Origin of the sequence: Actinoplanes sp. NPDC051633, from assembly GCF_040681735.1 — a bacterium.
Lineage (GTDB): Bacteria > Actinomycetota > Actinomycetes > Mycobacteriales > Micromonosporaceae > Actinoplanes.
The window spans coordinates 3,434-7,097 of record NZ_JBFAZH010000327.1 but is presented as its reverse complement, the minus strand read 5'-3'; the positions used below and the strand labels follow the sequence as shown (position 1 = coordinate 7,097).

General features: G+C 71.9%; 4 protein-coding genes. 2 read left to right on the top strand and 2 right to left on the bottom strand.

The genetic code is table 11. The annotated features are described in order from the left end of the window. Together AB0M20_RS19390 and AB0M20_RS19385 are read left to right on the top strand one after the other, a co-directional pair. Positions 1 to 794: NAD-dependent epimerase/dehydratase family protein (locus tag AB0M20_RS19390; protein ID WP_364299912.1), on the top strand; the 794-nt coding region annotated here is incomplete at its 5' end. Beyond that, entirely contained in the window at positions 791 to 1,744 is a 954-nt protein-coding gene (locus tag AB0M20_RS19385) for a lysophospholipid acyltransferase family protein (RefSeq protein WP_364299910.1), read from the top strand. The genes AB0M20_RS19390 and AB0M20_RS19385, both read left to right, overlap by 4 nt. 139 nt (positions 1,745 to 1,883) lie before the next feature. On the opposite strand, the gene AB0M20_RS19380 is transcribed toward AB0M20_RS19385, so the two are convergent. After that, positions 1,884 to 3,107 (bottom strand): DUF5667 domain-containing protein, encoded by a 1,224-nt coding sequence (locus AB0M20_RS19380; protein ID WP_364299908.1) that lies wholly within the window; start codon positions 3,105 to 3,107, stop codon positions 1,884 to 1,886. A gap of 157 nt (positions 3,108 to 3,264) precedes the next feature. After that, on the bottom strand, positions 3,265 to 3,664 hold a 400-nt coding region (locus tag AB0M20_RS19375; protein WP_364299906.1), incomplete at its 5' end, for a sigma-70 family RNA polymerase sigma factor.

The following is a 3,664-nucleotide window of genomic DNA, read 5'->3' as shown; positions in this document are numbered from 1 at the left end:
TGAAAGAGCAGAACGTCATCGGCACGATGCAGCTGCTCGCCGCCGCCCAGGCCGCCGGTCCGCTGCGCAAGTTGGTCGTGCGCTCGTCCACGGCGGCCTACGGCGCGTCCTTCAAGGACCCGGCCGTGTTCACCGAGGACACCGAGCCCCGCGCGGTGCCGCGCGGGTCCTTCGCGCGCGACATCCTCGACATCGAGGGCTACGTTCGCGGCTTCCGCCGGCGCCGTCCCGAGGTGGACGCCACCGTGCTGCGGTTCGCGCCGTTCATCAGCGCCTCCGCCGAGACCACGCTCACCCGGTACTTCGCCCGGCCGGTGGTGCCGACGGTCTGGGGCCGGGACGCCCGGCTGCAGTTCGTGCACGTCGACGACGCGCTCGAGATCCTGCATCGCGCCGTCGTCGAGGACCACCCCGGCACGTTCAACGTGGCCGGCGACGGGGTCCTGGTGCTGTCCCAGGCGGTGCGCCGGGCCGGCCGGATCTCGCTGCCCCTGATGGAGGGGACGCTCTCCTCGCTCGCCGCGGTGGCCCGCAACGTCGGCATCGGCCAGATCGGCCTCGACCAGATCGACTGGTTCGTGCACGGCCGCGTGGTCGACATCTCGCGGCTGGTCGACGAGTTCGGCTTCACCCCGCGGACCACCGCCGAGGCCTTCGACGACTTCATCCGGGGCCACGCGAACGGCGCCTCGCTGACCGTGGACCGGCTGGCCGCCGCGGAGAGCGCCATTCTCGATGGAATCCGGGCGGTGCGCGCATCGGCGGCCGCATCCGCGGGCAGGGAACTGCCGTGAGCCAGGACGAGTTCCGCAGCGAGATGCTGCCGGGGCACCTCGAGTACGAGCCGCCGACCCTCGACGGCGTCGGCGTGAACGGCAACGGCGCCCGCCCGCGCGACTCCGTCGACATCTGGGACCAGCGGGTCGCCAAGGGCCTCGCGTTCCTGCGGCGGCGGCTGGCCGGCGCGTACGAGGTGGACGACTTCGGCTTCGACGCCGACCTCACCGACTCGGTGTTCTTCCCGCTGCTGCGGCGGCTCTACCGCGACTGGTTCCGCACCGAGGTGCTGGGCATCGAGCACGTGCCGGACTCCGGCGGGGGCCTGCTGGTGGGCAACCACTCCGGCGTGCTCGCGATGGACGCGCTGATGCTCTCGGTGGCGTTGAACGACCAGCACCCGGCCGGTCGGCACCTGCGGCTGCTGGGCGCCGACCTGGTCTTCAGCGTGCCGGTGATGTCCGAGCTGGCGCGCAAGGCCGGCGCCACCGTGGCGTGCAACCCGGACGCCGAGCGGCTGATGAGCTCCGGCGAGCTGGTCGGCGTGTTCCCCGAGGGCTTCAAGGGCACGGGTAAGAGGTATGTCGACCGGTACAAGCTCCAGCGCTTCGGTCGCGGCGGGTTCGTGTCGGCGGCGCTGCGGACGGGTACGCCGATCATCCCGGTCGGCATCGTCGGCGCCGAGGAGATCTATCCGATGCTGGCCGACTTCAAGCCGCTGGCCCGGCTGCTCGGGGTGCCGTATTTCCCGGTCACGCCGACCTTCCCGTGGCTCGGGCCGCTGGGCCTGGTGCCGCTGCCGAGCAAGTGGCTGATCCAGTTCTGCCCGCCGATCCCGACCGCGCACCTCACCGAGTACGCGGACGACCCGATGGTCGTCTACAACCTCGCCGACCAGGTCCGCGAGACGATCCAGGCGACCCTGCTCGACCTGCTGGAGAAACGGCCGGACCCGTTCGGGCACTGAGGCGCCCGGGTCTCGCATTGCCATCAGAGTCGACGGGTATCAATCGACGGCGCAGCCGGGCATCTAGAATGCGGTCGAGGGGCGGGCCCGGTAACACCCGGCACCGCCCCTCGCCATCTTCTGGCCCAGTTCCCCGGCGTCAGCCGAAGAGTTTGCCGATCACGCCGTCCAGCAGGCCGTCGTCCTCGTCGGCGTCGTCGGCGGGCACCGACCGGTCCGGCGTCGGCTGCTGCCTGTCGTCCGGCGTCTCGGCCGGCGTGACGCGCTTGCGGTCGTTGCCCGGCGTGGTCGCCCCGTCGGTCGGCTCCTGCACGTCCGGCTCGGTCGCGGCCGGGTCGGTCTTCTCCGGCTCGGCCTTTCGGTTTTGGTCGCCGGTGCTGCCGGTGCCGGGCTTGGCGCCCGGCTTCTGACCGTGACCCGGCGTGGCGTCGGACGTGCCGGACGAGTCCTGCCCGTCGATGCAGTCCTTGAGCCAGGGCCCGAGGGAGTCGGTGCCGGCCCGGGTCACCGTGGCGCAGGAAAGCCCGGCGCGCAGCGACTCGGTCCGCTTGGTCACGTCGTCCAGCAGCGCCAGCGACGACTCGGCCCGGGTCCGGTCGGCCGGGACGAGACTGTCCAGCACCGGCGCGAACGTCTGCCGCTGACCGGTGGTGAACGCGTCGATGCGGCTCAGCGGCGTGTTGTCCTGCCGCGCGACGGCCGCCTCGGTGAGCAGCTTGACGCCCTGGCGGGTGTCCGCGTCCATGTCGTCCAGCACGCCGGCGAATCCACCGGCGCCCGGCGGCAGGGCCGCCGCCTCGGTCAGCCGGGTCTTCGCGAAGTCCAGCGAGAGCTGGCCCCGCGTGACGTCCGATCCGGCCATCGCGAGCTGGGCCTTCTCGGTGGACCGCTTGACGCCGTAGAGCGCGTCGCCGGGCGCCGCGTTCTCGCTGGCCGCGGAGATCCCGGAGACCGCCATGGCACCGGCGGCGACGCCGATGACGATGGCGCCGCGGGCCCGGATCCGGCGGCCGCTCAGGCTGAGCAGACTGCGGCGCGGCTCCCGGACGGCGGCGTGGCCGCCGGTCGTCCCGGTCTCGGCCGCGTGCCCGATGCCGTCCCGCTCGGCCGTGGCCACGAGCATGGCTCGCAGCCCGGTGCGGAACTCGTCCCCCACATGTGCCGAAGTACGGACCGCGGAGAGACTGTGACCGATGGCGACGAGCTCCGCGAGCTCCCCATCGGCCTGACCACGCGAGTGGTGCCGACGGCCGCCGTCGGCAGCCCCGCCACCACCCCTGACCTGACTGAAGGCCGAGCCTGGCTCGTCGAGTAGCTCCGCGAAGCGCTCGGCGCGCCGCCGGTCGAGAAAGTCGAAACTCACCGCGGGCACCTCCCCTCGCTCGTGACTGTCCCGCCGGCCCCATGACCGGCGAAGGCGACCTTCGGGGCGAATTTCTCGGCTACCGCGGGTCGCACTCGGACAAACGGTCGGGAGGCGACTACGGTTACGGGCATCGACGATCGGTGAAGTGTCGCGCTCACCACTGGAATCCGTCCGGCAGCAGCCGGGCGAGCGCTCGGACCGCCCGATACTGCAGAGCCTTGATCGCGCCTTCGTTCTTTCCCATGGTCTGCGCCGTCTCGGCGACCGAGAAGCCCTGCAGGAAGCGCAGCACGATGCACTCCTGCTGCTCGGGGTTGAGCTGTTTGACCGCGGTCAGCAGCGCGACGTTGGTGATGTGGTCGACCACCGCCGACTCCGGGCTGCCCTCGGGGCCCCGGTCCTCGCGGTCGGCGTCCAGCACGTCGCCTGTGGTGACCTCGAGGCGGTAACGGCCCGATTTGAAGTGGTCGGCGACCAGGTTGCGGGCGATGGTGACCAGCCAGGCGCCCAGGTCGCGGCCCTGCCAGGTGAAGCTGCCGATCCGCTTGAGGGCG